Source organism: Streptomyces sp. NPDC058459 (genome assembly GCF_042721685.1).
Taxonomy (GTDB): Bacteria; Actinomycetota; Actinomycetes; order Streptomycetales; family Streptomycetaceae; genus Streptomyces.
In genome coordinates this window covers 1-25,471 of sequence record NZ_JBHXLV010000047.1, presented here as the reverse complement: position 1 = coordinate 25,471, position 25,471 = coordinate 1, and the positions used below count along the sequence as shown (strand labels likewise).

21 protein-coding genes are annotated in these 25,471 nt (G+C 71.8%); 10 read left to right on the top strand and 11 right to left on the bottom strand.

The features are described 5' to 3' along the window. Positions 1–25 precede the first annotated feature (25 nt). Entirely contained in the window at positions 26–607 is a 582-nt protein-coding gene (locus tag ACFWN1_RS12130) for a recombinase family protein (RefSeq protein WP_384360258.1), read from the top strand. Here the strand turns inward: ACFWN1_RS12130 and ACFWN1_RS12125 are convergent. The 4 genes from ACFWN1_RS12125 to ACFWN1_RS12110 all read right to left on the bottom strand — a co-directional run bounded on the left by ACFWN1_RS12125 (position 495) and on the right by ACFWN1_RS12110 (position 4,340). Continuing rightward, positions 495–854, bottom strand: coding sequence for an ASCH domain-containing protein (locus ACFWN1_RS12125; RefSeq protein WP_384360256.1), 360 nt, complete (start codon positions 852–854; stop codon positions 495–497). The two genes, ACFWN1_RS12130 and ACFWN1_RS12125, sit on opposite strands and share 113 nt — an antisense overlap. Beyond that, positions 851–1,966 carry a hypothetical protein gene (locus ACFWN1_RS12120; protein WP_384360254.1) on the bottom strand — a complete coding sequence of 372 codons (1,116 nt, stop codon included), beginning with the start codon at positions 1,964–1,966 and terminating at the stop codon, positions 851–853. Before ACFWN1_RS12120 ends, ACFWN1_RS12125 begins: the two co-directional genes overlap by 4 nt. Before the next feature lie 645 nt (positions 1,967–2,611). Continuing rightward, positions 2,612–3,052 carry a hypothetical protein gene (locus ACFWN1_RS12115; protein WP_384360252.1) on the bottom strand — a complete coding sequence of 147 codons (441 nt, stop codon included), beginning with the start codon at positions 3,050–3,052 and terminating at the stop codon, positions 2,612–2,614. Positions 3,053–3,107: 55 nt separating this feature from the next. Continuing rightward, the gene (locus ACFWN1_RS12110; RefSeq protein WP_384360250.1) at positions 3,108–4,340 is read right to left on the bottom strand and encodes a helix-turn-helix domain-containing protein; all 1,233 of its coding nucleotides are present in this window, start codon (positions 4,338–4,340) and stop codon (positions 3,108–3,110) included. A 410-nt stretch (positions 4,341–4,750) separates the two neighbouring features. Between ACFWN1_RS12110 and ACFWN1_RS12105 the strand changes: the two genes are divergently transcribed. Next, entirely contained in the window at positions 4,751–5,512 is a 762-nt protein-coding gene (locus ACFWN1_RS12105; protein ID WP_384360286.1) for a TIGR04255 family protein, read from the top strand. A 717-nt stretch (positions 5,513–6,229) separates the two neighbouring features. Further along, complete coding sequence (locus tag ACFWN1_RS12100) at positions 6,230–7,132, top strand: hypothetical protein (protein WP_384360248.1); 903 nt, start codon at positions 6,230–6,232, stop codon at positions 7,130–7,132. A 413-nt stretch (positions 7,133–7,545) separates the two neighbouring features. Here the strand turns inward: ACFWN1_RS12100 and ACFWN1_RS12095 are convergent, their stop codons facing one another. Further along, positions 7,546–10,098, bottom strand: a complete 2,553-nt coding sequence (locus tag ACFWN1_RS12095) for a helicase-associated domain-containing protein (protein WP_384360246.1) — start codon at positions 10,096–10,098, stop codon at positions 7,546–7,548. Between the two features lie 138 nt (positions 10,099–10,236). On the opposite strand from ACFWN1_RS12095, the gene ACFWN1_RS12090 reads away from it, so the two are divergent. Continuing rightward, a complete protein-coding gene (locus tag ACFWN1_RS12090) occupies positions 10,237–11,214 on the top strand; it encodes a hypothetical protein (RefSeq protein WP_384360244.1) in 978 nt (325 codons plus the stop codon). Between the two features lie 49 nt (positions 11,215–11,263). Continuing rightward, the gene (locus ACFWN1_RS12085) at positions 11,264–11,887 is read left to right on the top strand and encodes an HAD family hydrolase (protein ID WP_384360242.1); all 624 of its coding nucleotides are present in this window, start codon (positions 11,264–11,266) and stop codon (positions 11,885–11,887) included. Between the two features lie 94 nt (positions 11,888–11,981). Here the strand turns inward: ACFWN1_RS12085 and ACFWN1_RS12080 are convergent, their stop codons facing one another. Next, positions 11,982–12,233, bottom strand: coding sequence for a hypothetical protein (locus ACFWN1_RS12080; protein ID WP_384360240.1), 252 nt, complete (start codon positions 12,231–12,233; stop codon positions 11,982–11,984). 163 nt (positions 12,234–12,396) lie between these two features. Here ACFWN1_RS12080 and ACFWN1_RS12075 point away from each other — a divergent pair, with 163 nt between their 5' ends. After that, positions 12,397–12,780 (top strand): cold-shock protein, encoded by a 384-nt coding sequence (locus tag ACFWN1_RS12075; RefSeq protein WP_384360238.1) that lies wholly within the window; start codon positions 12,397–12,399, stop codon positions 12,778–12,780. 8 nt (positions 12,781–12,788) lie between these two features. On the opposite strand, the gene ACFWN1_RS12070 is transcribed toward ACFWN1_RS12075, so the two are convergent. The 4 genes from ACFWN1_RS12070 to ACFWN1_RS12055 all read right to left on the bottom strand — a co-directional run bounded on the left by ACFWN1_RS12070 (position 12,789) and on the right by ACFWN1_RS12055 (position 16,457). Beyond that, positions 12,789–13,667 carry a 1,4-dihydroxy-6-naphthoate synthase gene (locus tag ACFWN1_RS12070; protein ID WP_384360236.1) on the bottom strand — a complete coding sequence of 293 codons (879 nt, stop codon included), beginning with the start codon at positions 13,665–13,667 and terminating at the stop codon, positions 12,789–12,791. Beyond that, positions 13,657–14,376 (bottom strand): futalosine hydrolase, encoded by a 720-nt coding sequence (locus ACFWN1_RS12065; RefSeq protein WP_384360235.1) that lies wholly within the window; start codon positions 14,374–14,376, stop codon positions 13,657–13,659. The genes ACFWN1_RS12070 and ACFWN1_RS12065 overlap by 11 nt, the downstream gene beginning before the upstream one ends. Before the next feature lie 17 nt (positions 14,377–14,393). After that, on the bottom strand, positions 14,394–14,876 hold the full coding sequence (locus ACFWN1_RS12060; RefSeq protein WP_384360233.1) for a DUF2771 domain-containing protein: 483 nt from the start codon (positions 14,874–14,876) through the stop codon (positions 14,394–14,396). Positions 14,877–15,056: 180 nt separating this feature from the next. Further along, positions 15,057–16,457 carry an MFS transporter gene (locus ACFWN1_RS12055; RefSeq protein ID WP_384360232.1) on the bottom strand — a complete coding sequence of 467 codons (1,401 nt, stop codon included), beginning with the start codon at positions 16,455–16,457 and terminating at the stop codon, positions 15,057–15,059. A 279-nt stretch (positions 16,458–16,736) separates the two neighbouring features. On the opposite strand from ACFWN1_RS12055, the gene ACFWN1_RS12050 reads away from it, so the two are divergent. From ACFWN1_RS12050 to ACFWN1_RS12035, 4 genes are all read left to right on the top strand, one after another. Continuing rightward, entirely contained in the window at positions 16,737–17,663 is a 927-nt protein-coding gene (locus ACFWN1_RS12050) for a DUF3027 domain-containing protein (protein ID WP_384360231.1), read from the top strand. 83 nt (positions 17,664–17,746) lie between these two features. Next, positions 17,747–20,878, top strand: a complete 3,132-nt coding sequence (locus ACFWN1_RS12045) for a sacsin N-terminal ATP-binding-like domain-containing protein (RefSeq protein WP_384360230.1) — start codon at positions 17,747–17,749, stop codon at positions 20,876–20,878. A 188-nt stretch (positions 20,879–21,066) separates the two neighbouring features. Further along, entirely contained in the window at positions 21,067–21,981 is a 915-nt protein-coding gene (locus ACFWN1_RS12040; RefSeq protein WP_384360228.1) for a hypothetical protein, read from the top strand. A 161-nt stretch (positions 21,982–22,142) separates the two neighbouring features. Then, positions 22,143–22,973 carry a hypothetical protein gene (locus ACFWN1_RS12035; RefSeq protein ID WP_384360226.1) on the top strand — a complete coding sequence of 277 codons (831 nt, stop codon included), beginning with the start codon at positions 22,143–22,145 and terminating at the stop codon, positions 22,971–22,973. A gap of 4 nt (positions 22,974–22,977) precedes the next feature. On the opposite strand, the gene ACFWN1_RS12030 is transcribed toward ACFWN1_RS12035, so the two are convergent. After that, positions 22,978–25,380, bottom strand: a complete 2,403-nt coding sequence (locus ACFWN1_RS12030) for an HAD-IC family P-type ATPase (protein ID WP_384360224.1) — start codon at positions 25,378–25,380, stop codon at positions 22,978–22,980. Positions 25,381–25,471 lie beyond the last annotated feature (91 nt).

Sequence of the window (25,471 nt, the reverse complement as noted above, 5' to 3'; positions counted from 1 at the left end):
ACCAACGCCTGTCACAGCACGGGCTATGCCCCGTGCCCGACGCCGGAAGGGCGTCCCGGCCAGCGCGCCGGGGATGCGCGCCGCTATCTATGTTCGCCTATCGCGCGAAACCGACGAGACGACTTCGCCGGAACGCCAGCGCGCGGCCTGTGAAGCGTTGTGCGAGGCACGCGGCTGGGAGGTCGTAGCCGCCGAGGAGGACATCGATGTCTCGGGCTTCTCGCGCGGGCTCGACCGGCCGGGCCTGCAACGCATCCTGACCAGGCTCGCCGAGCTGGACGTGATCGTGTTCTTCAAGATCGACCGCCTTGCGCGCTCGACGGTCCGGGGGCCTGACCTGGGATTCCAAGACCGGACCACCCCGGTCGCTGTCCAGGCTGAGGGGTGGTCCGCTTTCTTCTTGCAGGCGTCCGCCGCCCGCAGCACGGGCACGGGCGGTGGACGCCAGGAAGCCGCAGGCAGCCCCCTCGGAGGGCGGGGACCGTGCGGCGGGCTTATCGGGGCGGTAGCTCGATTTCGATGGCGAGCGCGCCGAGCGCTTCCTTCTCCGCCGGGTAGATATCGCGGATGTTGGCGAGCTGCTGCTCGCGGGGGGAGGCCGGGTTGACGTTCACCGCGCCCTCCCCGTCAAGCAGCTCCTCGAACGACTTGTACTCCTTGACCCGCTTCACCAGGACGTCACACGTCTCGTCGGTGCCCTTGACGCGGAAGCGAATGACGTCTCCAGCGGCCAGGTCTTCGAGGTGGGGGTACTTCACGCGCACCTCGATCGTCTTCTGACCAGCGGCGACGAGCTCGAAGTACCGGCGGTAAAGGTTCAGTTCGCGGACGCGCGCGGCGGCAGTCTCCGTCATGGGGCGGGAACGCTCCTTGCTGTTGCAGCGGACATGAGCCGGCCGAGTTCACCGGCCGAGTACGAGCGGAAGAAATGGCGTGGGTCGGCGAGTAGCACGTCGGTCAGACCGAGAAGACGATCGACGTACTCTCCCAACGAGCCGGGCCACTCGCGGGTGTCGAGCATCCACGGGGCCGCACCGTCGGGCAAGGGCGCGCGCCCCTCGCGGATGAGGGACTTGGACAGCTTCGCGCCCGTGTCCGTGACGACCTGGGGGCAGAAGAGCCGGGCGGTCATCTGTCCGCGAGTGAGACCCACGGCCTGTAGGGCGCCGTCGACGAGAAGACAGCCGGGCATCCAGTCGCTGCCCTTGACCATGACGTACAGCGTGCCTCGCGCTCCAGCGACCGCCAATTCCTTGACGAGGTTCCGGTACAGCGTGGCGAGGTCGAGGTAGGCACCGCTCAGGGGTTCGATGACGACCTCGTATTCGCCGTGGTGCAGGCACACAGCCGAGATGGTTGCCCGCTCGAAACCGTCGTCACGGACGTGGGTGCGCTCGGCGTACTTCTCGGCCCACCCGCAGCCAGGGCGCGGGCAGGGAACACGAACGTGTGGCACGCCGGACGACGGAGACAGGTGCCAGCGTGCGGCGTCCAGGCGGGGCAGCAGGAGCAGCCAGGTACGCCGGAAGTGCTCGCCTGCCTGCTGCTGGCTGTAGGTCTCGATGGAGTACGGCACGTCCAGGCGCTCGGACAGCGCGGTGAACAGCGGGCGGTACAGCTTGTCGACCTGGTCAGCGATGCCCACCTCGCCCAGGGCGTGCGCGTAGGCCCGCTGGTAGCGGTGACCGGTCTCCTTGTCGGTGACGATGGCGTACGGGGCGTTGTCGAGTGCGCCGAACTGGACTTCAGCCGGTACGCCGAACCTGTCCCGGATGCGGGCCGCCGTGGCGAACGTGAGCGACTGAACCAGCGACGTGCCGACGTGTGGCGCTCCGTTGATCTGCGTTCCCACCACGAACACGATGCGCTCCGGAGCCACCTGGGCGATGTGGGGCCTCAGCAGGTCCTCAGCATTCGTCAGCGCGTTGGCGAGCACGGTGTTCGGCGATACGGGATAGATGGTCACCGCGTCTTCCCCTCGGTAGATGGGCAGGACTGCGCCGCAGAGCGGCGGGTGTGCGTTCAGCGGGTGAGCTGCGATTTGCGTGGTAGACCCGCCCCCGTGCCGGGGGGAACCGGAAGAGACGCGGGGGCGGGAGTCATCGGGTCGGACGACGCCTGCGGGGACGTCGGTCACGGCCCGCCCTCATTGAGGAGTGGGGTAGCCCGGCCAGGGCTGGATGCTGCGGAAGAGGCCGGCGAGTCGGCAGGGGATACACGCGGAGGCCGTACCGAGCGTCGTAGTCCGCCACGGTGAACACGAACGCGCGGCCTGCGGCGAGGGCGCGAAGAGCTTGCTCGTACGCCCGATCACTGTCGGCCCACGCTCGCAACTCGGCATCGGGGCGCGGGATTTCCGGCCGCGCGAGAACGAGCGGCGCGTCATGGAGGCCCAGGTCCCCGATCTCCGGGGACAGCAGTCGGGCGAAACGGTGCGCTGTCGCTCTCAGCCACCGTGCCGCGAGGCGTGGCGAACGGCCGCGATAAGTGGCGAGCAGGACTTCTCGGGAGCCGCTGAGGTTATGGGCAGTGGCCTCACACCGGAATGCGACGGGCGGTCGTACAAAGGCACGTGCAGAGGTCGGTGGGGCGATCATCAGCACGTCCGGGCTCACCGCCGACGATCCTGGGCCGATTCCCTCGCCTTGATCATGTGGCCGAGCTGGTTGTAGTACAGCTCGACTTGCGCAGGGGCGAGGACGAGCAGCGACTCGCACACGCCTCCGTCCTCGTAGTGGACGGTTACCGCCATGGCGGCCTGCTGTGCCCGGGAGTCGTACACGGCGTCGCGCTGCATGGGCGTGACGTGCGTGACCGGAACCGGCACGGGGCGGAGGGTGCTTCCATCGGATCTAGCGCGCCAGTCCGCGCCACCGCTAGGCGGACGGAGTTGGTACGACGCCGAACTGTCGCTGGGCAGGGCGACGACCACCCCGACCCTCCCGCTCTTGGCGAGGTCGACAGCGAGGTCGCCAAGGCGCGGGTGGAAGGGGCTGCCTGCGCTTAAAGCGGCGTTGGGCGTGGGGAGTTGCTGTGAGCTTCGTTCGGCCATGCCCCGAAGCTAAGTGTCGGCTCGGGGCTCAATATGAACCGCAGGAATATGGCCCTCAGCCGTCGAGGTGAAAGCGGTCTGACATGCGGCGCAACCTCTCGCGAGTGCTTGCCCGTTCGGCATACACGATGCTGCGCAGCGTTGACCGCGCGATGGGGTGATTGCGGACGAGTTGGGGCGCGATCACCTCAGCCTTCTCCAGTTCCTTCAGAGCCTTGTCGCGGTTCCCGTCCCACAGCCACGCGCGGGCCAGGTCCATGTGGTGGTGACCCTGACGGGAGTTGGGGAGAGAGGCGATCAACTCCTTGCTCGTGCGACGGTTTATCGACAGCGCCTCACCTTGCTCATGCATCTCCAGCGCGACGCTGATCGCATGAATCTGAACGTTGCCAGCCGAGAAGGTCAGACTGTGCCGGTCGTAGATCAGAGGGCCGGCGGCCTCAGCCGTCCGCTTGGCCGCACTCCGCGCATGCTTGATCCGATCTTTCGCTTCGGCCTTGCGACCACCCCGCGCCGCCGAGACTGCCGCGCGCAGTTGCAGTGACCCCCATGCCCGCACGGCCAACGGCTCACCACGGTCGTACTCCCGCTGCACGCTGCGAATCGCCTTGTCCGACAGGGCAACAGAGTCGTCCCAATCCGCGGTGGCCCACATGTCCCACACGCGCATCCAGTCGGCGACGGCAGGCATCACCGGGTCGCCAGACAGCCGCGCCGACCATGCGGCCCGTTCGCAGGCCATGGCGACCAGTTCCGGGTGTCCAAGGGCGTGCGCTGCGGTGTGCGCGAACTTGCAGCACACCGCGTAGATGGCGTACGCCTCTTCCTGCTCGTGGCCCGTGGCGACTTCGGCCAGGGCGCGCGCCTCGCGGAACAGGTCGGGGAGCACCTGAACGATCGCCACGTTCGCGGCCGCGTCGCGGAGGCGATGCAGGCGGGTGGTTTCCTGCCACAGCTGACCGGCTGGGCGGGGGGTTCCGTCGAAGACGGGAGCGAGGTCGTAACGGCGCAACTCGCGCATGATCGCGGCGGCAGACACCTGCCACTGATTCTCGGCCGGAGTGGTGCTGTTGTACGGACGCCCGATCAGGTCGTTCGGGTGTACGTGCAGTTCCGAAGCGAGCAGGTTGAGCAGGCCGACGCGGTCGAGTTCGATGTGCCCGCGTTCCATCTTGGATACCCAGCCCTGTGTCTTGCCCAGGGCGGCAGCGAGGTCGGCTTGCGTCATGCCGAGGCGAAGCCGTGCGCGACGTGCGCGACGACCGATCTCTTCGGCTTCTTCCAGCATCAGCGTGCCCCCCTTGAGGTGAGGCGCCGGCGGTCCAGCGGGCGGCGAGGCATCGTGCTCCATCCGTCGAGGCTTCTACCCGTGACGGTACCCAGGTCGCGGCGCGGGTGTGGAGTGCAACCGGTTGGGAGGCGCCCAGCAAGGTATGGCGAATGCGTGCCGCCTACCTGTATCTGGCGTGCACTCCGGCGGTAGGCCACCGTCCGATTGGTCTTCGTTGGTTGGATGAATCGTTCAGGATGCAGATCACGGCTCGCCGCAGCCGTTTCGCGACAAGCATCTGAAGCCACCATGTCGCGGCGAGCCAGCGCCGAAGTGAAGTAGTGCGCGCCGTCGACGTTGCTTGTTCCGCGCGCTCCCACTGGCTGACATAACCTCGGGACCCGAGTAGTGTCTACATTGTGTCCACAATGGGAGGCGGAAGCGTGTTGAAACTTCCGGAGCACTCTGGCGAACGCCTCAGTCGCTCCCCATTGATCCTCGTGGCGATCCAGATCACCTTCGAAGATCTGGGGGACATCGCCCGAGCCGACGCACGTGCGGTTCAGAACGTCATGGGCCGCACCAGCTGGCCTGGACTCTTCTCCAATCCCATCCTGTCTGGCGTGCTCAGTGCCACGGGGATCAACCAGCAACCCACCCGGCAGGGATGGCGGATCACCTCCCCTGACGCTTTCAGTGCAGCGAGCATTGCGCCGGACAGCGCCACGATCGAAACCAGGGCTTACCCCGGCTGGGGGACGTATAGCGGCCATTTCTCGTTGCTGGTCGGTGCGCTCGCAGAGGTGCTGGATCCTCAGCAGCACCTCCGCCTCGGCCTTCGGTACATCAATCAGGTCGCTCTTCCCGACTGGGCAACCGATTGGAAGGAGTTCATCCCTCCGACACTCCTTGGTCCCCTTCTCGACGAGACGCTCGGCCCCGGTATCACGGCAACAGAGCAACGCATCGTGATCGACGTGGACGAGGGGGCGCACTGCCTCCTACGACACGGGGCATTCGCGGATAGCGATGGCAAGAGCCAGTACCTTCTGGACTACGACGTCTTCGGGGAGTCGCAGCCCGCCTTCGAGCCCCGAAAGATCATGGAGGAGGCGGAGCGGCTTCACAATGTTGTGCGTGGGCTTTTCCGCGCCACCATCACCGATAAGCTCTACCAGCACCTGAGGTAGTCGGAGGGGAGTCGACATGCCAGTGCCAGTGCCAGTGCCAGTGCCAGTGCCAGTGCTGCACAGCACAGGTTCAAGGTGGGCAGAGCCCATCGATCCTCTCGCACACGCAGGCGGCACAACCATCCGGTTCTTCGATGTCCCCGAGATCATCCGCGAGACAACGAGCGAACAGGTCACCGCACCGAGTGCCCTACCAGCAACGTCCCCGTCAAATGATCTAGACGCTCTGCCTGCTACTGGGGGTCGTGTTGAGCCTGCCTCTATGGCCCCATGGTCAGTGGGTGGCTCCACGTCGGCCACAGGGTCAGTACCGTTCGCCTACGCCTGCGTGGTTGACCTGACGCGGTGGCTTGAAGTCGGCAAGCGGGAACTTCTCGACCGCCTCGGGATTCCGCGGGCGACGTTCTACTCCTGGGCAGGGCGCGGGAGTACGCCACGGCCGGGAACGACGCGACAACTCTTCAAGGTCCACTCGCTTGCCCTTCTAGTCGTCGATACGTTCGGCGAGAAGGGTGCGCGTCAGTGGTTCCACGGCGGATTCCCCGCAGCCCACAGGCTGTTGTTTCTAGAAGCAGCAGCCGACCGGAGTGCGCTCGACAGCCTGGCAGAGCTAGTCCGGCGAGCTGTAGTTCCTACTCGCATGCCAGAGATCGATCGCAGCCTCGCGGCCCGCCCAGGCGCTGAAGGAACAGTCATGCCAGACGCCGTCCTGGAAGGGTGGTGACTGCGACGTCATCAGCCGAGCACCCGCAGTACCCCGACTTCGGAGCATCCCTGCCCTGGGGGGGCGGCCACTGGGATCATCTCAATAGGTTTCGTCAAGGTCACCTCATTACCGGCATCCCGGTTGTTTTCCTCGGCGCGGCGAATTCGTCGATGTGGGCAGCTGAGACCGAGAGCATCCGGGAAAACCTAACAGAGGCCCTCAATGTAGTGCTGGAGAAGGGGTCCCCCCTTCGCTATGGCATGATCACCACGCAGGGCTGCGACATACTCAAACCCGACATGCCCTGGATCGGGGTAGTGCCCGTCTACGACGCTTCCCTGTACTTCGATCGCGGGAAGCTCGGGCTCATCAGCGCAAACCGGATGACGCACATCCTCCCAATCCTGCCGCCATGGCGTCAGACAGACGAGAAGTGGGTAGCTGACCTGCGCCTTGAGGTGCCGGTCGAGAAGAGCACACTTCTCGACCGGCAGCCAATCGAGGCGTATGAGGCTGAGGAGCACTACGCGAACGTCTCAGAGCGGCTTGGGTCACTTCGGCGACGAGCCGCTGTCCCGGAAGCATGCCTGCAGCATGTCGTCCAGCCTCTGTATGACTATGTGCGCGCACAGGACGAGGATGTCCAGGATCAGATGCTTGCCTCGGTCCACGAGACGCGGATCTGGCAGGACCTTCACGACGTCCCGACCCGCGCGCAGCTCTTCATCATCTTGAAGGACGATCTTTTAAGCACTCACGACCGTGATGCATGGGACGAGGCGTTTGCCCACGTCTATGGACGCGCCGCCGAGGCTGGCATCACCCTGCTGCCCACCCGAACGGTGACATACGACTCACTCTCCGCTCGTGATCTCTTGCGCAGCCTTCCAGTCACCGAACGTGGGACATCCTGACCGGACGCGCCGCAGGGTGCTCGGCAGGCAAAAGTGGCGTTGACCAGCGCAAATCATCAATGAGAGTTTTTGCGGGTCAGCGCCATGATTCTCGCGTTCTAGCAGGTCAGTCAGGCGCTCGTGTAGTTCGATGTCTACCCGCTACATAAAGGCGCAGCGTCACCCACTATGAGCCAGGCTCCAGCAGGACGGTCTGGATTCCTTTGAGGTACCTCTCGAACCGCCAGTCTTCCTCAGTGGGTCTGCGTAATCACGCTGCCAGGTAAAGCACGCCACAGCTCGGACCTATCCGCTACGGTGCGCACCGCGCCTGATCTACTGGACGATCAGCGGACCGTTCACCTGTGCCATCCTTCCGCGCGGCCAAACCTCCAGTGTGCCTGATGCTCAGGCCCGAGGGGGCGTCCCGTCGGTCAGTCCTCCGCCAGCTCCGCCACACCGGTGATCCGGTGCAGGGGGTAGGTGCGGACCTCGTCCGCGGTGTGGTCGTAGGCGGTGACGAAGCCGCCCTCGACCCGGATCGGGGCCACCACGCGCTGGCTGGCGGCGCCGTCGGCGTTGACATGGCCGATCCACACGGCCTCGCCGGTCATGACGGCCGCCTGCAGGGTGGCCAGGGTGTCGGCGGGGCTGGTGCGGGGGAGGTCACCTCCGGCGGGCCCCGGACCGGCCGCCTTCAGCGGGGTGGTGGCGGCCAGGTCACCGGCGCGGATCGCGCGGACGGCGGCCGTGAGCAGGACGCCGTCGGCCGGCGGCGGCCCCTCGGGCACCGGCTCCGGCGCGGTGCGCGGCGGGGTGCGACGGGCGTCGGCGCGGGTGATGAGCACATCGCCCCGCGCGGACTCGGCGGCGGGCGCGTAGCCCAGCGCGCGCAGCCCCTCCAGCAGTGTCGCCGGGTCGCACGGCGCGGCGAGCACGGTCGGGGCGAGCCGGCGCAGCCGCAGGGCGGCGGCGCGCTTGTCGGCGATGATCTCGTTCAGCACGGCGTCGTCGTCGCAGCGGACGTACGCCGAGGCGACGCCGACCCGCAGATGGCCGTGCCGGCGGGCCACGTCGTCGATGAGATAGGCCAGCGGCTGCGGGACCGGGGTCCGCGAGTGCCGGGCGAGGAAGGCGTGCAGGTCGGCGGCGGTCTGCCCGGCGTCCAGCGCCCGCCGTACGGAGGCCGGGGTGAACCGGTACACGGTCGCGCCCCCCTTGGACTCCACGTCCGCGAGCACGCCCAGCGTCTCGGCGAGGGGCCGCAGCAGGGGGCCGGGGGCCACCGCGGTCAGGTCGGCCTGGAGCAGGACGTGGTCCAGAGGCTCGGGGAGGAGGGGCGCGAGGAGACCCACGGCGGTGGCGGTGGCCCGCCCGGTGTGGCTGAGGGGGCCGGTGGGAGCGGGTCGGGCGGCGCCGGGGGCGTGACCGTCCACGGCCGCGTGGGAGGCGGGCCCGGCGCCGGCGGTCTCTGCCTCGGTCTCTGCCTCGGTCTCGGGTACCGGGATGCCCAGCAGGGCCCGGCCGTGGCTGGACAGGGCGCCCCGGCCGGTCACGCCGAGGAGTTCCGCCTCGCTCAGGGCCCAGCGGGCCAGCCGGACCCGCAGATCCTCGGTGCCGTCCCGCTGGGGGGCGCGCAGGGGGCGCTCCCAGGCCAGCCGGTTCAGCACCGCCTCCGGCACCGGTGCCACGCCGACGGGGAGTCCGGCCAGCAGGGTGAGGACCCGCAGCCGTACCTCGGGGGCGGCCGAGCGGTCCAGGCCCGGACCGAGTGCGGACAGCGCGCGGTCCTTGATGTCCCGGCCGCCGACCAGTCCGGCCGTGCGGGTGGCCGCGAGCCACGCGGCGGCGAGGCGGCCCCAGCGTTCGGCGACGGGGCGTTCCAGCCAGGTGTCGTAGGCGGGGGTGGGGGCGTAGCGTTCGTCGGCCGCGCCGTCCGAGGCGAGGAGGCCGGCGGCGTAGGCCAGCTCGACCCAGAACGCGGCGAGCGGTTCGGACACGTCGAGGGCGACGGCGCTCCGCTTCAGGTCGCGCACGCTCAGCCCGCCGGCCCGGAGTACGGCGGGGCCGCCCTGGTCCCAGCTCTTCAGCAGGTCCTCGACGGTGGCCAGCGCGGTGTACGCCTGCCCGGCCGCCGTCGCGTCCACGATCCGCCGGCCCTGTGCCACGGCCGGCTCCACGGCGGGCGGCACCGGCTCGGGCACCCGGTGCGCGCGCCCGCCGCGCAGGTGCAGAGCGACCTCGCGGGGCAGCACGACCGTGCCCGGCGCGGTCGGCAGCAGCAGGCCACGGTCCAGCAGCCAGCGCAGATGGGCGGCCGGTTCGGCGGTGACCTGGCCGTACGGCGGCCCCCACATCAGCCGGGTCAGCACCTCGCGGGCGGCTTCCGGCGCCCCGGCCAGCAGGGCGGTCATCCGCTTCCGGTCGCCGAACAGGCCGGTGAGCGCGGTGACGGCGGAGACCGGGTCGTGCGTGGAGGGCAGCCCGGCCGTGTTGACGATCTGCTGCACCCGCCCCGGCGACATCCCCGACGTGGCCTCCCGCACGGTCGGGCCGAGCCCGGTGGGGGAGGGGTGCTGGGCGGAGGGCGCGAGGAGTTCGCGTGCGGTGCGTACGAGGTGCAGCCGGTCGTCGTCGCCCCAGATCAGGGCCTGCCCGCGCAGGGCGGCGACGGCACCTGGCAGCGCCTCGGTGACGGCCGGGTCGCCGTCGTCCCCGGCCAGCAGCTGGTGCAGGAGGTCGTACGTCGCCGGGTCCGGGGCGACGGCGAGCGCCTGCGCGGTCTGGAGGGCGAAGCGGTCCAGGTGCTCCAGCGCGCGCAGCACCGAGGCACGGGTGCCCGCGCGGGTGGCGAGCTGGGTGAGATCGGTGGGGACGGGCGCGACGAGGTCGGGTCGGTCGCGCAGCAGCGCGGCCAGCGAGGCGTCGTCCCGCGCGCGGAGTGCCTCCGCGAGGGACCGGGGGACTGGAGATGCCTCGGGGCTCATCTGACCCACGTTAGCGGCTGGGGCAAGCGCCGGCCGAGGGTCCCCGGAGGCCGCTCCGCCCGCGTGGGCCGATTGGTGCCGGTCTGCGCTACCTTCTGGGCGGGGTTCCACCACCGTCGCCCCGGAGGGGTCTTTCCGTTGGGGATCGAGAGCGACCAGGTCGTCTACGAGTATCTGAGCCGTGTCGGGGACGTGGCGCAGCAGCGGCAGTTGCCGTCGTCCACGCGGATGCGGCTGGTCTCCGAGCTGCGCAACGAGATCGACCGGCACCGGGCCAGAGCGGCGGTGGACAGCCCGGCCGCCGTCCGCCGCATCCTGGAGCAGCTGGGCAGCCCGGACGACGTGGTGCGCTCGGCGGGCGGTACGGGCCCGGCCCCGCAGCCGCCGCCCGCCACCGTGCCCGTGCAGCCGGAGCCCGGGAAGCCCGAGCGGAAGCCCTGGGGGTTCAGGGGGCCGCGCGCCGCGGTGCCCCGGCCGCGCGCGGCCGAGCCGGGGCCCGCCGTGCCGGCCGACGGTGCCGCCCCGCCGCATCTGGCGCCCGCGCACGAACTCGGCGAGTCGCTGACCCGGCCCGACTGGTGGCGGGTGGCGGACGGCCCGTTCGGCGCGGCGGCCGCTGACTCGGTGCCGGGGTTCGTCGGCGGGGTGGAGATCCCCGAGATGCTCCGGCGTCCCCCGAAGGAGATCGCGGAGGAGGAGCGGCCGGAGGAGGTCGTGGCGGAGCCGGCCGAGGTGGTCCCGCGCTCCCGGTTCCGGCGCCTGGTCCGGCTCCCCCGGGGCGGCTGGACCAACCCGCTCCTGCTGCTGGGCGCCGCCGCGCTGCTGGTGGGGGCGGTGCTGGGCAACTGGTTCGCGCTGATCCTCGGCTGGCTCATCGCCTACGGCTCCCGGCGGCTGACCCCGGCCGAGACGAAGTGGGCGGTCCTGGTCCTGCCCGCGCTCGCCCTCGCGGCCGGGGTGACCTACCTCTGGGGCCGCGACACCGGGCACTGGGGCACCCCGGTGGCCGAGGGGCACCTCAGCGACGCGCTCGCCGGGACCTGGCCGTGGGTGGTGCGGGGCGCGGCGGTGAGTTCCGCGCTGTTCCTGCTCTGGCGCTCGCAGCGGAGGCGGTAGCCGGACCCGGCCCGCCTCTTCGCGACCCCCGCCGGGCACAATGGCGGCCATGCCCTTCACGCCCGCCCCCACCGTCGGCTTCGACCTCGACATGACGCTCATCGACTCGCGGCCCGGCATCCGGGCCTGCTACATCGAGCTGTCGGAGCGGACCGGGGTGTACGTGGACGCCGACCTCGCGGTGACGCGGCTGGGCCCACCGCTCGCGGAGGAACTGGCGAACTGGTTCCCGGCCGCCGACATCCCCGCCGTAGCCGACCTGTACCGGGCGATGTACCCGGAGTACGCCATCGCCGCCACGCCCGCCCTGAGCGGCGCCCGCGAGGCCGTCGCCGCCGTCCGGGCCGCCGGCGGTCGCACCCTGGTCGTCACCGCCAAGTACGAGCCCAACGCCAAGCTCCACCTCGCCCACCTCGGCATGGCACCGGACGTCGTGGCCGGCGACCTCTGGGCCGAGGACAAGGCCCGCGCACTGCGCGAACACGGCGCCCACGTCTACGTCGGCGACCACACCGGCGACGTCCGGGGAGCCCGCGCCGCGGACGCCCTCTCGGTGGCGGTCGCCACGGGCCCGTGCACCCCGGCGGAACTCCGCGCGGCGGGCGCCGACGTGGTCCTCCCGGACCTGACCGAGTTCCCGGCCTGGCTGGACAACTACGTGAAGTCGGCCTAGCGCAAGGCCCCTTCGAGGAGCACGGGGAACCGCGCGACCAGTGACGACGGACCGGCAGCCGGCCGGCGGCCGGTGCGGGCCGATCACGCCGGCCTCAGCGGTCGGTACCCCGTGCCCGGCGCCGACCCGCCGCGACCGAGCGGAGCACCCCCGCGCCGGCGATCAGGAAGCCGAGAGCCATCAGCATGCTCAGGCCGAACATGTAGGCCGGGAACGGCTCGGCGCCGAGGAAGAGCGGGGCCACCGTGACGAGGGTGGCCACGGCGCCGAGGAAGAAGACGATGACGCCGGCGCGGATCAGTCCGTCACCGGGCCCGGCGGAATTCGTTTGGGTTTTGTCACGCACCGGACCAGGGTAGTTCCCAGCGCGAGAGAACAACCGGTGAGCACCTTGTCACCCGCCCGGCGACCATTAGCCTTGGTGCCGGCGGGTCATGGTCGACCCGCCGCAGTGCTACACAGGCCCGATTCCCGAGCTTTTCCCGACGAGTACGAGGACGAGGACAGACGTGCCCACCGGCAAGGTCAAGTGGTTCAACAGCGAGAAGGGCTTCGGCTTCCTCTCCCGCGACGACGGCGGCGACGTCTTCGTCCATTCCTCGGTCCTGCCCGCCGGAGTCGAGGCGCTCAAGCCGGGACAGCGCGTGGAGTTCGGCGTCGTCGCCGGCCAGCGGGGTGACCAGGCGCTCTCCGTGACCGTGCTCGACCCGACCCCCTCAGTCGCCGCCGCCCAGCGCAAGAAGCCGGACGAACTGGCCTCGATCGTGCAGGATCTCACCACCCTGCTGGAGAACATCACGCCGATGCTGGAGAAGGGCCGTTACCCCGAGCGCGCCTCCGGCACGAAGATCGCCGGCCTCCTCCGCGCCGTCGCCGACCAGCTGGACGTCTGACCGGACCCTCAGGGGAACGCCAGCGCCCCCGGGCCGAGGGCCGGTACGAGGCCCTCGGCCGCCGCGCGCGTCAGCAGACCCCGGACCGCCGCGTACCCGTCCTCGCCGAGGTCGGCGGTGAACTCGTTGACGTACAGCCCGATGTGCTGGTCGGCGACGGCCGGGTCCATCTCCTGGGCGTGCTCCATGACATAGGCGCGCGACGCCTCCGGGTCGTCCCAGGCGGCCCGGACCGAGGTCCGGATGGCGTCGGCGAGGTGCTGGAGGGTCTCGGCGCCCAGCGACCGCCTGGCGATGATCGCGCCGAGCGGGATCGGCAGCCCGGTGGTGCGCTCCCAGTGCTCGCCCATGTCCGCGAGCTTGTGCAGCCCGTACTCCTGGTAGGTGAAGCGGGCCTCGTGGATGACGAGCCCGGCGTCCACCTTGCCGTCCCGCACGGCCGGCATGATCTCGTGGAACGGCAGCACCACGATCTCCCCGACCCCCTCCGGCAGCGTCTCCGCGGCCCAGAGCCGGAACAGCAGGTAAGCCGTCGAGCGCTCGCTCGGCACCGCCACCGTGCGCCCCGTCAGTCCCCCACCGCCGAAAGCATCGGAGGTGCCCCCGGCGTCCGCCTCCCGCGTCAGCACCAGCGGCCCGCAGCCCCGGCCCAGCGCGCCGCCGCAGGGCAGCAGGGCGTACTCGTCGAGGACGTAGGGCAGCACGGCGTACGACACCTTCAGGACGTCGTGCTCGCCGCGCTCGGCCATGCCGTTGGTGATGTCGATGTCCGCGAAGGTCACGTCCAGCGCGGGGGCGCCGGGGACGCGGCCGTGGGCGAGGGCGTCGAAGACGAAGGTGTCGTTGGGGCAGGGCGAGTACGCGATCCGCAGGGGCTCAGTCGTCATGCGTGTTCCAACTCTCCAGAGCGGGCGCGAGCTTCCCGAAGGCCCCGGTGAGTGCGGCGAGCGCGTCGCCGACGCGCCAGGCGGCGCGGTCGCGGGGGCCGACCGGGTTGGACACCGCGCGGATCTCCAGCACCGGCACGCCGTGCGCGGCGGCCGCCTCCGCGACCCCGAACCCCTCCATGCCCTCGGCCAGCGCGCCGGGGTGACGCGTCCGCAGAGCGGCGGCGCGGGTGGCGGTGCCGGTCACGGTGGAGACGGTCAGCACGGTGCCGGGGCGGGCGCCGGTGGCCTCGACGGCTTCCCGTACGAGTGAACTCGGCGGCAGATGGGTGACGGTGCCGAAGCCGAGGTCGGTGACCGGCAGGAAGCCGTCCGGGGTCTCGGCGCCGAGGTCCGCCGCGGTGATCGCGTCGGCGACGACGAGCGAGCCGACGGGTGCCTCCGGCTGGAACCCGCCCCCGATCCCGGCCGAGACGACCAGACCGTAGGGAGTGCCCTCAAGGGCTGCGGCGGTCAGGGCGGTCGCGGTGGACGCGGCGGCCAGGGCCGGGCCCACCCCGGCGGCCAGCAGGTCGCAGCCGCCGTCCGTGCGCAGCAGGGTCGCGCCGGGCAGCCGTACCTCTTCCGCCGTGCCCGGGAACGCCCCTGCCACCGCGTCCCGTTCGGCCGGGACGGCGGTGGCGACGAGGACACGCGTACGGGCGCTCATGTGACCGGGAGCCCTGGTCAGGCCGCCTTCTTCAGCTTGAAGCTCCACACACCCCTGGCGGAGGAGGCGGTGCCCATCTGGACGGACAGCGTGTTGGTGTCGCCCTGGGTGCCGTACTGCGCGTTGAAGAACGCGCTGCCCGGGATCGTGCTGTACGTCTTCTTGCTGACGTCGGTGAACTGGCGGCCGTTGACCAGCAGTACCCACCCCGCGTCCGCGATCTTCGGGTCGACGCCGACACGGACCGTGTCACCCGCCGGGTCCACCGAGATCGTCTTCACGTCGCCGGTCTTCTTCGCGCACTCCGCGAGGGACTCGGGCGTCAGCGTCTTGTCGCCGTTGTAGCAGAGCGCCTCGGAGTTGACCGAGCTGTCCCCGACGGTGACCGTGGAGACGGGCGTCGGCTTGTCACAGGCCGAGAGGACGAGCAGTCCGGCGGAAACGGCACCGGCGGCGGCGAGCGCCCGGCGGCGTCGCGGGGCGGATTGCAGCGAGGTCATGCCCGAAGGCTATCGGGCCCCCCGCTCCGCGTGGCCACGCGGGGTACAGCATGCCGGTCCCGTGCTGGCGGGCGGGCTTGCGCGAGGCGCGGTCAGCGGGCCGGAACCACGGTCGGCCTTAGCGGCCGTAGGGCCCGTCCGTGGTCCCGCCCCCGAGGCCCCGAGCCGTGCGGCGAACCCTCAGGCGACCCGGGGCCGCGTCCGCCCCCCGTGCCGGGCGGCCGCCAGGAGTCCCCTGAGGGTCGTCAGCCAGCCAGCGGCGACCAGGGCGGCGGCCACCGCCATGCCGAAGGTGCCGTTGAGCGGCATCACGATGCCCACCGCGCCGCCGAACACCCAGGCCATCTGGAGCAGCGTCTCGGAGCGGGCGAAGGCGGAGGTGCGGACCGCCTCGGGCACGTCCCGCTGGATCAGCGCGTCCAGCGACAGCTTGCCCAGCGCCTGAGCGAAACCGGCCACGGCGGCGAGGCAGGCCACCAGGACGGTGCCGAAGAACACGGCGGCCACCACGGCGGCGCCGAGCGCGACGGCGACCACCGTCACGATGATGATCTCGGGCGCCTTGGATCGCAGCCACGCCCCCATGGCCGTACCCAGCGCGTTGCCCGCGCCCGCCGCCACGCCGACGATGCCCAGCGAGACGGCCGCGCTCTGCCCGGCCGGCGGATGCTCCCGCAGCAGGAACGCCAGGAAGAAGATCAGGAAGCCGGACAGGCAGCGCAGCCCCGCGTTGGCGCCCAGCGCGTGGGTGACGGCGGGCCCGACCGTACGCAGCCCGGGGCGCTTGCCCGGGTGCAGGCGGCGCGGCCCGTGCAGATGCCGTTCGTCCGCCGCGAGCAGCGCCACGTCCTCACCCTTGGCCGAATCCACCGTGCGGGGCAGCGAGAAGGACAGGAACGTCCCCGCCACGAAGATCACGAACGCGCCGTACAGCGGCCAGGGGTCCCCGACCCGCTGCAGTCCCGCCGCGACCGGCGCCGCCACCCCGGTGGCCAGCAGCCCGGCCAGTGTGACCCGCGAGTTGGCTCTCACCAGGGAGAACGCGGGCGGCAGCAGCCGGGGCACGACCGCGCTGCGCACCACCCCGTACGCCTTGGACGCCACCAGCACGCCGAGCGCTGCCGGATACAGCTCCAGGCTGCCGCTCGCCACCGCCCCGGACAGCACCAGCGCCAGCAGCGCGCGGGCCAGCATCGCCCCGGCCATCGCGGCCCGCCGCCCGTGCGGCAGCCGGTCCAGCAGGGGACCGATGACGGGGGCGAGGACGGTGAAGGGCGCCATGGTGATGGCGAGATAGAGCGCGACCCGGCCGCGTGCCTCGTCGGTCGGCACCGAGAAGAAGACGGTGGAGGCCAGCGCCACGGTGATCATGACGTCTCCGGCGCCGTTCACCGCGTGCAGTTCGATCAGTTTGCCGAGGCCCGACTCGCCCGCGCCGTGCGCGTGCGTGACCTTGCGGATGCCGCGCGCGGTACCGGTCACCGGCCGGCGCAGGGCACGGCCGACAGAGCGGACGACACCGCCGACGCGGCCCGAACCGCCGCCACCGTGCCCCCTGTCCGTGGCTGCCACGTGCTTCATAGTGCCCCGAGCGGCCGTCCGATGGGCGGTTTGCGGCCAAGCGAGTCGACGCGGACCCCGTGATCCACCGCTCCGGAACCCGCCGGACAGCCGTGGACTGTCCCCCACCATGGGCGACGGGGTAGCGTGCGTATCTCAGCCATAGCGCAGAATGGATGGCAGAGGTGCGCCCGCGCGTGATCGGACGCGGACGTCGATGCGGCCCACAGGTCCGCTCCGTCCGCTTCACCGCCGGAGTGCATCCGCACTCGTAGACGGCGTAGGAGAGAAGCGATACCTGTGAGCGCAGCGACCACGCGAAGCCGCACCCCTGACCGTCTGTGCGCCGAGGCGATCGGCCTCGCGCGCACCGCAGCGGAGGAGGCGGCCGCTCCCGGTGTGGTCGGTGAGCACATCGGCCTGGTGTCGGAGGGTGACCGCGTGGTCACCCACTACTTCGAGTGCGAGGAACCGGGTTACCGGGGCTGGCGCTGGGCCGCCACCGTCGCCCGCGCCTCCCGCGCCAAGATCGTCACCCTGGACGAGGTCGTGCTGCTGCCCGGCCGTGACGCCCTCCTCGCGCCCGAATGGGTGCCGTGGAGCGAGCGGCTGCGCCCCGGCGACCTCGGCCCCGGCGACCTCCTCCCCACCGACGAGGAGGACCTGCGCCTGGAGCCCGGCTTCTCCGGCGAGGAGGAGCCGCCGCCGAACTCCGCGCTGGCCGAGGGCCTGACCGAGCCGGCCGAGCGCGAGGACGCCGAGGTCACCACCGGCGGTCCCGCCGCCCGGACCGGTGTGCCCGCGCGCGGCTCGATCACGTCGGTCGCCGAGGAACTGGGCATGCGCCGCGCCCGCGTCCTGTCCCGCTACGGCCTGCGTGTCGCCGCCGACCGCTGGGAGGAGGCGTTCGGACCCAGGACCGCGATGGCCCAGGCCGCCCCCGCCACCTGCGCGAGCTGCGGCTTCCTCGCCCCGATCGGCGGCTCGCTGGGCCAGGCGTTCGGCGTCTGCGGCAACGAGTTCTCCCCGGCCGACGGCCGCGTGGTCTCCCTCGCCTACGGCTGCGGCGCCCACTCCGAGGCCGCGGTCATGCCGGCCCCGCCCCGCCCGCCGGAGCCCGTGGTGGACGAGACCCGGGTCGACCCCTTCCCGCTCCGCCCGGCCCCCGACTCCGGCTCGGTCACCGCCGAGGGCGACGGCGAAGCGGCGGAACTCGGCCACTCGTAGGACGGGTGCCCGCGCGTACGCCGCGAAGGACGGACCGTCAGGTCGCTGTACCTTCGATCTCACGTCGATGATGGAGAGTGAACGTGAGCAAGTACGTGCGGCCCGCGGCCGAAGGCGCCGACCCCTTCGGCACCGCCCGACTGCGTCGCGGTGTCCTCGACGCCTGGGCCACCAGCCCCGCCCGGTTCCGTGAGGACGCCAACGCCGAGGAGGACCTCGTCCTCGGCGGCTACCGCGACCGGCTCGTGGTGGAGCTGGCCCAGAACGGCGCCGACGCGGCCGCCCGCGCCAGCACGCCCGGACGGCTGAGGCTCACCCTGCGCGACGGCGTGCTGATCGCCGCCAACACCGGCGCGCCCCTGGACGCCACAGGCGTCGAGTCGCTGTCCACCCTGCGCGCCTCCGCCAAGCGCGAACGCCACGACGGGCACACCGAGGTCGGCCGGTTCGGCGTCGGCTTCGCCGCCGTGCTCTCCGTGACCGACGAGCCCGCGCTGGTCGGCCGGCACGGCGGGGTCCGCTGGTCGCTCGCCGAGGCCCGTGAGCTGGCCGCCGACACCGCTCGGCACAGCCCCGGCCTAGGTGACGAGGTGCGCCGCCGCGACGGCCACGTACCGCTGCTGCGGCTGCCGTTCGCCGCCGAGGGCACCGCACCGGACCCGTACGACACCGCCGTCATCCTGCCGCTGCGCGACGCGGCCGCCGCCTCGCTGGCCGAGCGGCTGCTCGACGCCGTGGACGACTCCCTGCTGCTGGCGCTGCCGGGCCTCGAAGAGGTCGTCATCGAGGTGGACGGGCGGGAGCCGCGTACCCTGCGCCGCCGTACCGAGGACGCCGTCACCGTCGTGGACGACTCCCGTGACGGCATCACCCGCTGGCGCACCGTCACCGCCCACGGCCCGCTCGACGCCGGCCTCCTCGCGGACCGCCCCGTCGAGGAACGGCTGCGCCCGCACTGGTCGGTGACCTGGGCGGTGCCCGAGGACGGCGAGGGCCGCCCGGTACGCCCCCGCACCGCGCCCGTACTGCACGCCCCCACCCCCAGCGACGAACCTCTCGGCTTCCCCGGCGTGCTCATCGCGTCCTTCCCGCTGGACACCGCCCGCCGGCACGCCGCGCCCGGCCCGCTCACCGACTTCCTGGTGGAGCGCGCGGCCGACGCCTACACCGAACTCCTCGCCGGCTGGCGCCCGGTGACCGAGGGCGCCGTCGACCTCGTCCCCGGCCCGCTCGGCAAGGGCGAGCTGGACGGCACGCTCCGCCAGGCCGTGCTGGACCGGCTGCCGCGCACCGCGTTCCTGCCCCCGGCGCTGCCCCCGCGGGACGACGACGAGCTGCCCGAGGCGCTGCGCCCGAGGGACGCCGAGATCGTGGAGGGCGCGGGCGCCGGTACCGTGCGCGTCCTGGCCGAAGTGCTGCCGACCCTGCTGCCCGCGGGCCTGGAACGCCGCCCGGAGCTGCGCGCGCTCGGCGTGGCCCGGCTCCCGCTCGCCGACGCCGTGGACCGGCTGGCCGGCCTGGAGAAGGAGCCGGAGTGGTGGTGGCGGCTCTACGACAGCCTCGCCGGGGTCGACCCCGAGCGGCTGTCCGGGCTGCCCGTGCCGCTCGCCGGGACCGGCCGGACCACCATCGGCCCCCGCCAGGTGCTGCTGCCCGCGCCGGACACCACCGCGCCGGACGCCGAGGTGCTGGGCAGGCTGGGCCTGAAGATGGCCCACGCCGACGCCGCGCACCCGCTGCTGGAGAAGCTGGGCGCGCTGCCCGCGACCCCGCGCGCGGTGCTCACCACCCCGCAGCTCCGCTCCGCCGTCGCCGCCTCGCTGGACGACGACGGCGCAGTGATGTGGGAGGAGGAGGCCCCGGACGCCGAGGAACTGGCCGACGTGGTCCTGGCGTTGGTGCGGGACGCGGGCCTGGAGCCCGGTGACGAGCCCTGGCTCGGCGCGCTCGCCCTGCCCGACGAGGACGGCGAACTCGCCCCGGCCGGCGAACTGGTCCTGCCCGGCAGCCCGTTCGCCCGTATCGTCCGCGAGGGCGAACTCGCCGCAGTCGACGCCGACCTGGCCGCGAAATGGGGCGGACAGCCGCTGGCCGCCTGCGGCGTGCTGGCCGGCTTCGCCCTCGTCCGCGCCACCGACGTCGTCCTCGATCCCGACGAACTGGAGCCCCGCGACAGCGACTTCGCCGAACCGGACGACGCCGGACTGCTGGACGCCGTGGACGTGTGGTCCGAGGACATCCTCGACCGCTTCCCCGACAGCCCGGTACCGCCCGTCGCCACCGAACTCGTCGCCGTACGCGACCTGGAGCTGGTGGACGACGACCGCTGGCCCGAGGCGCTCGCCCTGCTGAGCCGGCCCCCGCTGCGCGACGCCCTGATCCAGCCGGTCCGCGTCCTCATGCCGGACGGCACCCACGAGGTCGTACGGCCGTACACCGCCTGGTGGCTGCGCGGGCACCCGGTGCTGGACGGCCGCCGCCCGGCAGGCCTGCTCGCGGCCGGCGGCGACCCGCTGCTGCGCGGCCTGTACGACGAGGCGGACGCCACCGGCTTCGCCGACGAGCAGGTGCTGCGCGCCCTCGGGGTCCGTACCTCGGTGGCCGCGCTGCTGGACGAGCCCGGCGGCGCCGCCGAACTCCTCGACCGGCTCGCGGACCCCGATCGCCCGGTCACCCCGCGCCAGCTGCACGGCCTGTACGGCGCGCTGGCCGAGCTGGACCCGGAGCAGGTGACCCTGCCGGACGAGCTGCGGGCCGTGCGCGACGGGCGGCCCGTCGTGGTGGACGCGCGGGACGCGGTGGTCGTCGACTCGCCCGACCTGCTGCCCTTCACCTCCGGGGTGCCGCTGCTGCCGGTACGGCCGTCGCTGGCCGCCGCGCTGGCCGAGCTGTTCCAGGTGCGCCGGCTGAGCGAGTCCGTCACCGGTGCGGTGGACTCCGAGGGCACCGAGCACGAGGTGCCCGAGCCGGTACGGGCGCTGCTCGGGCCGGACACCCCGGACAGCTATGCCGAGCACGAGGAACTCGTCGTGGACGGTGTCGGGATCGACTGGCGGTTCACCGGCGACGGCGTGCTCCACGCCGCCACGCTGGAGGGCGTCGCCGCCGGTCTGGCCTGGGCGACCCGGCAGTGGCCGCGCCGCTTCGAGGTGGCCGCGCTGCTGGAGGACCCGTCCCGCACCGAGGAGCTGGAACGGGACCGCTGGTTCGACTGAACCACCCGGCCCGAGCTGGGGTTTCACGGATCGGTCGCAGAATTTTCGATTCGCCTACAACCGTCGGCCCTGATCGCCCGTCTGATCGTTCGAGCCAACAGGTTCGCACGATCAGACGGGCCTCACCGGACCGCGCGTCCCTCCGGACGCGGAGGTCACCGGGGCCCCCACGACGCAGGGGAACGCATATGCGCTTTCGCGCCTCAGCGGCCGCCGTCACCGGTGCCCTCGCCCTCTCCGCCTTCGCCGTCCCGGCCGCGCACGCCGACGGTGCCGGCTCCGCGTACCGCGCGCAGGCCGGGAAGCTGCTCAGGGCGGCCCACTCCGCCCCGGGCAAGCAGGGCGTCACGTCCGTCCGCGGCGGCACGCCCTACGACCTGGACGTGTCCTTCACGCACTTCAAGGTCGCCAAGGCCATCACGGTCGGCACCACCCACCACATCGCCGCCACGGTCACCTACACGCTGAACCACGGCGCCGACGTGGACATCACGGCCGACGACTTCCTCAACGGTCCGTTCATCTACCGGGGTTCGTTCGAGGCTTCGGACAACGTGGTGTTCGGCGATGAGCCCGCGACCTGCAAGGTGGTCACGGCCACCACCGCCAACTGCACCGGCAAGATCGACATCTACCCGGGCGAAGGCTACCTGCGGAACCCCGACGCCGGCAGCTGGAAGGGCGGCGCACTCGCCCTGGCCTTCAACGGCCAGAACCAGGAGCACCCCGACCCCTCCAAGGTCGGCGTCGCCCGGAAGGGCGGCCTCGGCCGCACCTCGCTCCAGCGGGGCTCCCGCCAGAGCGTCAACGCCTCCCCGGAGCCGGTGAGGAAGGGCAAGGCCATCACGGTCACCGGTGCCCTCACCCGCGCCGACTGGGAGGACAACAAGTACCACGGCTACACCAGGCAGTCCGTCAAGCTGCAGTTCAAGAAGAAGGGCGCAGCCGCCTACACGACGCTGAAGACCGTCAAGACGGACTCGCGGGGCAACCTGCGGACCACCGTCAAGGCGTCCGCCGACGGCTACTTCCGCTTCAGCTTCGCCGGCACCTCGACCACCCCGGCGGTGAACTCGACCGCCGACTTCGTCGACGTGCGCTGACCCTTTCGAGGTGAGCGGGCGGGGCCGTACCCGGCCGGGCAATGCCTGGGCAAATTCCGGTCAAGGAACGCCCCGCCCGTACAACCCGTGGAGCATGTCGCGGATCTGATCACCCGAGTCGACCGACTCACCGATCACTTCTCCCTCAGAGGGAACCGCACATGCGCATACGTGCCACCGTGGCCGCCGTCACCGGCGCCCTGGCTCTCTCCGCCTTCGCCGTCCCGGCCGCGCACGCCGCGCCCGCCGCCGGCACTCCGTACACGATGGACGTCAGCTTCTCGAAGCTGAAGATCGTCTCGTCGATCAAGGTCGGTACCGGCCCCAAGGTCAGCACGAGGTACTCGTACACGCTGACCTACGACGCGAACGTCAAGGCGACCGCGCGCGACTTCTACAGCGACGCCTACCTCTACCGGGGCTCCCTGGACGACCCGACCGCCACGGTCGAGGGCGACGACTTCGCCACCTGCAAGAAGGCCACGGCCACCACGCTCAACTGCACCGGCACCGTCGACATCCGCCCGGCGGACGGCGACCTGACCGCCTCCGACGCCGGCAAGTGGTCGGTGGCCGCCGAAGCGTACGCCTTCAACGGGCAGAACCCCTCCAAGCCCGACTACGGCAAGATCGGTTTCAAGGACCAGGGCGGCATGGCCACGACCAGCCTGCTGCGCTCCACGAAGCTGACCACCGACGCCGCTCCCGAGCCGGTCAGAAAGGGCAGGGCCATCACGGTCACCGGCGCCCTGACGCTCGCCAGCTGGAACTACGACAAGTACTACGCCTACTCGGCCCAGTCCGTGCAGCTTCAGTTCGCCAAGAAGGGCTCCAGCGCCTGGAGCACGGTGAAGACCGTCAAGACGGACACCAAGGGCAATCTGAAGGCCACCGTCACCGCCACGGTCGACGGCTCCTTCCGCTACGTCTACGCGGGTACGTCGCAGACCGCCGGGGTCACCGCCTCCGCCGACGCCGTCGACGTGCGCTGACGCCTCACACCGGGAAGCGGCGGCCGACCCACCTCCAGACGATCTCCAGGGCGGCCGCCGCCACCACCGCCACTCCCACCGCCGTCCACGGCATCGCGCTGCCGACCAGGCGCAGGGCGAAGAAGTCCTGGAGCCGGGGGACGGTCAGCACGAGGAGGAAGGCGACGCCCATCGCGGCCACCAGGGCCAGCCGCCACCAGGTGTAGGGGCGGGCGATGATGGCGAGGACCCACATCGAGATCAGGAACAGGGTCAGCGTGGCCGCGCTGGTCTCGGCGGGCAGCGCGTCCGCGCCGGTGTAGTGGTGCCGGGCCAGCAGATATGTCACGAAGGTCGCCACCCCCGCCAGCAGCCCGCCGGGTATCGAGTACCGCATCACCCGGCGCACGAAGTGCGGCCGCGCCCGCTCCCCGTTCGGCGCCAGGGCGAGGAAGAACGCCGGGACGCCGATGGTGAGCGTGGACAGCAGCGTCAGATGCCGGGGCAGGAACGGGTACTCCACCTGCCAGCACACCACCAGCAGCGCGAGCAGCACCGAGTACACCGTCTTGACCAGGAACAGCGTCGCCACCCGCGTGATGTTGCCGATCACCCGGCGGCCCTCCGCGACCACCGACGGCAGGGTGGCGAAGCTGTTGTTCAGCAGCACGATCTGCGCCACCGCGCGCGCGGCCTCCGAGCCCGAGCCCATCGAGACGCCGATGTCGGCGTCCTTCAGGGCCAGTACGTCGTTCACCCCGTCCCCGGTCATCGCCACCGTGTGGCCCTCCGACTGGAGCGCGCCGACCATCTCCCGCTTCTGCCGCGGGGTGACCCGCCCGAACACCGTGGCCCGGTCCAGCGCCTTCGCCAGGTCCGCCTGGCCAGCGGGCAGCCGCCGCGCGTCCACCGCCCTGCCGGACAGGCCCAGCTTCTGCGCGACGGCGCCGACCGACACCGCGTTGTCCCCGGAGATCACCTTGGCCCGGACGTCCTGGTCGGCGAAGTAGCGCAGGGTCTCGGCCGCGTCCGGGCGCAGCCGCTGCTCCAGCACCACCAGGGCCACGGGCCGGGCCCCGCGCGCCGGGTCGGGACCCGCCAGGTCACGGGCGGCGCGGGCCAGCAGCAGGACCCGCAGCCCCTGTTCGTTCAGCCGGCCGGTCTCGGCGAGTGCGGGGTCCTCGGGGGACAGCAGCACATCGGGGGCGCCCAGCAGCCAGCCGGTGATCCCGCCGTCGCCGTCGCGGAAGGCGGCCCCGCTGTACTTGCGGGCCGAGGAGAACGGCAGCGTGCCCACCGGATGCCGGTCCTCCCCGTGGCCGTCCGGGTAGGCGTCGATGACGGCCTGGAGCGAGGCGTTGGGACGCGGATCGGACGCCCCGAGTGCGGCCAGCACCGCCCGCACCCGGCCCTCGTCGGCCCCGTTCAGGAGCCGCAGCCCGGTCACGTCCATGCCGCCCTCGGTCAGCGTGCCGGTCTTGTCCAGGCAGACGGTGTCCACGCGGGCCAGGCCCTCGATCGCGGGCAGCTCCTGAACCAGGCACTGCTTGCGCCCGAGCCGGACCACCCCGATCGCGAAGGCCACCGAGGTCAGCAGCACCAGCCCTTCCGGGACCATCGGGATGATCCCGCCGACGGTCCGGGCCACCGACCCCTTGAAGTCGTCGCTCTTCACCACGAGCTGGGTGACGACCAGGCCGAGCGCGGCCGGGACCATCATCCAGGTCACGTACTTCAGGATCGTGGAGATACCGGACCGCAGCTCGGAGTGGACCAGCGTGAACCGCGAGGCTTCCTCGGCCAGTCGCGCCGCGTACGCCTCCCGGCCCACCTTGGTCGCCTGGAACGCGCCGGCGCCCGCGACCACGAAACTGCCCGACATCACCTGCTCGCCGGGGTGTCTGACCACCGGGTCGGCCTCGCCGGTCAGCAGGGACTCGTCCACCTCCAGCCCCTCGGCCTCGGCGCACACCCCGTCCACCACGATCTTGTCGCCGGGCCCGATCTCCACCAGGTCGCCCAGCACGATCCCGCTGGTCGGCACCCGCACCGCCCTGCCGTCCCGGCGCACGGTCGGCCGGGCCTCCCCGATCACCGCGAGCGAGTCCAGCGTCTTCTTCGCCCGCCACTCCTGCACGATCCCGATCCCGGTGTTGGCGAGGATCACGAACCCGAACAGGCTGTCATGGATCGGCGCGACGAACAGCGTCACCACCCACAGCACACCGATGATCGCGTTGAACCGGGTGAACACGTTCGCCCGCACGATCTCGCCCAGTGAGCGGCTGCTGCGCACCGGGACGTCGTTGACCTGCCCCCGTGCCACCCGCTCCGCGACCTCGGCGCGGGTCAGGCCCGCCGGCCCCGTGGAGGGCGGCGCGACCGGGTGCACGGGGTCCAGTCCGGCACCCGCGTCGACATTCGTCACGCATCCGACGTTACGTGCGGAATCGCCGCTTCACCTGCCGGACGGAGCGATCTCCGGGTAACGCCAGGGGCGCCCCCGAGGAGGTCTCGGG

Excerpts from the sequence above, each read along its gene's own strand:
- ACFWN1_RS12065 (WP_384360235.1), bottom strand. The coding sequence starts at position 14,376 with ATGAGCGCCCGTACGCGTGTCCTCGTCGCCACCGCCGTCCCGGCCGAA.
- ACFWN1_RS12105 (WP_384360286.1), top strand. The coding sequence starts at position 4,751 with ATGGGAGGCGGAAGCGTGTTGAAACTTCCGGAGCACTCTGGCGAACGC.
- ACFWN1_RS12060 (WP_384360233.1), bottom strand. The coding sequence starts at position 14,876 with ATGACCTCGCTGCAATCCGCCCCGCGACGCCGCCGGGCGCTCGCCGCC.
- ACFWN1_RS12040 (WP_384360228.1), top strand. The coding sequence starts at position 21,067 with ATGCGCTTTCGCGCCTCAGCGGCCGCCGTCACCGGTGCCCTCGCCCTC.
- ACFWN1_RS12095 (WP_384360246.1), bottom strand. The coding sequence starts at position 10,098 with ATGAGCCCCGAGGCATCTCCAGTCCCCCGGTCCCTCGCGGAGGCACTC.
- ACFWN1_RS12035 (WP_384360226.1), top strand. The coding sequence starts at position 22,143 with ATGCGCATACGTGCCACCGTGGCCGCCGTCACCGGCGCCCTGGCTCTC.
- ACFWN1_RS12085 (WP_384360242.1), top strand. The coding sequence starts at position 11,264 with ATGCCCTTCACGCCCGCCCCCACCGTCGGCTTCGACCTCGACATGACG.
- ACFWN1_RS12110 (WP_384360250.1), bottom strand. The coding sequence starts at position 4,340 with ATGCTGGAAGAAGCCGAAGAGATCGGTCGTCGCGCACGTCGCGCACGG.
- ACFWN1_RS12115 (WP_384360252.1), bottom strand. The coding sequence starts at position 3,052 with ATGGCCGAACGAAGCTCACAGCAACTCCCCACGCCCAACGCCGCTTTA.
- ACFWN1_RS12125 (WP_384360256.1), bottom strand. The coding sequence starts at position 854 with ATGACGGAGACTGCCGCCGCGCGCGTCCGCGAACTGAACCTTTACCGC.
- ACFWN1_RS12130 (WP_384360258.1), top strand. The coding sequence starts at position 26 with ATGCCCCGTGCCCGACGCCGGAAGGGCGTCCCGGCCAGCGCGCCGGGG.
- ACFWN1_RS12055 (WP_384360232.1), bottom strand. The coding sequence starts at position 16,457 with ATGAAGCACGTGGCAGCCACGGACAGGGGGCACGGTGGCGGCGGTTCG.
- ACFWN1_RS12070 (WP_384360236.1), bottom strand. The coding sequence starts at position 13,667 with ATGACGACTGAGCCCCTGCGGATCGCGTACTCGCCCTGCCCCAACGAC.